Here is a 2,218-nt window from a genome sequence, read left to right on the forward strand (position 1 = left end):
GAGTGGGGGGTGCGTCTGGTCCTTGAGAACTCAACAGCGTGCACATTGTCAATGCCAATTATTTTGACCCCGTGCGATTGCAGCTTTGGTTGTGGTCGTCGGAGACAATTCCTTTTGGATTGAAGATTGTCAGTAGACAGTCAACAGTCAGAATCAACTCGGTTCGGCGCTTTCGGGTGTCGGATCTGTAATTTTTTACGGAGAGTTTGATCCTGGCTCAGGACGAACGCTGGCGGCGTGCTTAACACATGCAAGTCGAACGATGATCAGGAGCTTGCTCCTGTGATTAGTGGCGAACGGGTGAGTAACACGTGAGTAACCTGCCCCTGACTCTGGGATAAGCGTTGGAAACGACGTCTAATACTGGATATGATCACTGGCCGCATGGTCTGGTGGTGGAAAGATTTTTTGGTTGGGGATGGACTCGCGGCCTATCAGCTTGTTGGTGAGGTAATGGCTCACCAAGGCGACGACGGGTAGCCGGCCTGAGAGGGTGACCGGCCACACTGGGACTGAGACACGGCCCAGACTCCTACGGGAGGCAGCAGTGGGGAATATTGCACAATGGGCGAAAGCCTGATGCAGCAACGCCGCGTGAGGGATGACGGCCTTCGGGTTGTAAACCTCTTTTAGTAGGGAAGAAGCGAAAGTGACGGTACCTGCAGAAAAAGCACCGGCTAACTACGTGCCAGCAGCCGCGGTAATACGTAGGGTGCAAGCGTTGTCCGGAATTATTGGGCGTAAAGAGCTCGTAGGCGGTTTGTCGCGTCTGCTGTGAAATCCCGAGGCTCAACCTCGGGCTTGCAGTGGGTACGGGCAGACTAGAGTGCGGTAGGGGAGATTGGAATTCCTGGTGTAGCGGTGGAATGCGCAGATATCAGGAGGAACACCGATGGCGAAGGCAGATCTCTGGGCCGTAACTGACGCTGAGGAGCGAAAGCGTGGGGAGCGAACAGGATTAGATACCCTGGTAGTCCACGCCGTAAACGTTGGGCGCTAGATGTAGGGACCTTTCCACGGTTTCTGTGTCGTAGCTAACGCATTAAGCGCCCCGCCTGGGGAGTACGGCCGCAAGGCTAAAACTCAAAGGAATTGACGGGGGCCCGCACAAGCGGCGGAGCATGCGGATTAATTCGATGCAACGCGAAGAACCTTACCAAGGCTTGACATACACCGGAAACGGCCAGAGATGGTCGCCCCCTTGTGGTCGGTGTACAGGTGGTGCATGGTTGTCGTCAGCTCGTGTCGTGAGATGTTGGGTTAAGTCCCGCAACGAGCGCAACCCTCGTTCTATGTTGCCAGCGCGTTATGGCGGGGACTCATAGGAGACTGCCGGGGTCAACTCGGAGGAAGGTGGGGATGACGTCAAATCATCATGCCCCTTATGTCTTGGGCTTCACGCATGCTACAATGGCCGGTACAAAGGGCTGCGATACCGTAAGGTGGAGCGAATCCCAAAAAGCCGGTCTCAGTTCGGATTGAGGTCTGCAACTCGACCTCATGAAGTCGGAGTCGCTAGTAATCGCAGATCAGCAACGCTGCGGTGAATACGTTCCCGGGCCTTGTACACACCGCCCGTCAAGTCATGAAAGTCGGTAACACCCGAAGCCGGTGGCCTAACCCTTGTGGAAGGAGCCGTCGAAGGTGGGATCGGTGATTAGGACTAAGTCGTAACAAGGTAGCCGTACCGGAAGGTGCGGCTGGATCACCTCCTTTCTAAGGAGCATCTGACCGGCCCTGCTCTGCAGGTGTCTGGTTCAGGCGCCGAGTAACCCGAACGTGGTTGCCGGTAGCTCATGGGTGGAACATTGACAGTGCAGTCGGGAGCGTAGCTTCCGGCCCTAGTACGCCAGCTTGCTGGTTGGGACGGGTCGGGGTGAGCGGGTCGGCTGGTGCACGTTGTTGGGTCCTGAGGGACCAGGCTTCCTGTTGACACGTGAGTGTTGGCGGGGGTTGGGCCTACGGGTCCTTCGTTGGGCCAGGGTGAACCTACCGGTTGGTGGGGGAGTGCTGGTGCCGATCGTATGTTGAGAACTACACAGTGGACGCGAGCATCTTAGATCGCTCGTGATGATGACCGGCTTTCGGGTTGGTTGTTGTTCGAGTCGATCGCAATTTTAATCTTTGTGGTCAAGTTTCTAAGAGCAAACGGTGGATGCCTTGGCATCTGGAGCCGAAGAAGGACGTAGAAATCTGCGATAAGCCTCGGGGAGCTGAT

2 rRNA genes (1 of these 2 cut by a window edge) are annotated in these 2,218 nt (G+C 56.0%); both read left to right on the forward strand.

The annotated features are described in order from the left end of the window. Positions 1-194: 194 nt before the first annotated feature. Positions 195-1,716 (forward strand): 16S ribosomal RNA (locus ACIP6W_RS16270). Positions 1,717-2,128: 412 nt separating this feature from the next. Further along, a 23S ribosomal RNA gene (locus tag ACIP6W_RS16275) occupies positions 2,129-2,218 on the forward strand; it runs 3,117 nt beyond the window's last position. Together the 16S and 23S rRNA genes form the textbook arrangement of a ribosomal RNA operon.

Source organism: Curtobacterium sp. NPDC088465, assembly GCF_044753165.1.
Lineage (GTDB): Bacteria > Actinomycetota > Actinomycetes > Actinomycetales > Microbacteriaceae > Curtobacterium.